Below are 519 nucleotides of genomic sequence, written 5' to 3'. Positions count from 1 at the left end.
GGTGATCTCTTTGAATTGGGTATTCGGTACAGAAATAGCCTTTACTACGTCCACCGGAGCCATGCCGCCGGCAATCCCGTTGGCCCCAAAAAACAAACTTTCCCCCCAAATCAAGCCATGCCGACCCAAGCGAACGGACAAAGCACGATCTGCAACTTCACCATTCCAATAGACGAATGCATCCAATAACTCACCGTCGCCGCCTTGCAGATGACGGGTGTCATCAGTGAATTCGTCATAGGCAACTGAGACCTGGTTTGCGCGTGCGGGGTTGTTGTTGTCATTGTCCTTCTGGTATTCGGTGTCGAACCAGGCTGCCCCGCTCACACGACCACCGAAATTGCGGTAAGCGATATCCATTTCGGAGAGAAGGTCGAAACGGTTGGAGATCAGACCCTTATCGAAAGCACGATCACCATCATCCGACCACCGAAATTGCGGTAAGCGATATCCATTTCGGAGAGAAGGTCGAAACGGTTGGAGATCAGACCCTTATCGAAAGCACGATCACCATCATCC

1 pseudogene is annotated in these 519 nt (G+C 51.6%); it reads right to left on the bottom strand.

Annotation, left to right across the window (positions count from 1 at the left end):
• Window positions 1-423, bottom strand: a pseudogene (locus AC1DRJ_RS32195) (DUF1302 domain-containing protein); the annotation flags it as partial.
• Window positions 424-519 lie beyond the last annotated feature (96 nt).

This window comes from Pseudomonas sp. P5_B2 (assembly GCF_056400445.1).
The sequence above is the reverse complement of the archived record's forward strand: the minus strand, read 5'-3'. Positions and strand labels throughout refer to the sequence as shown.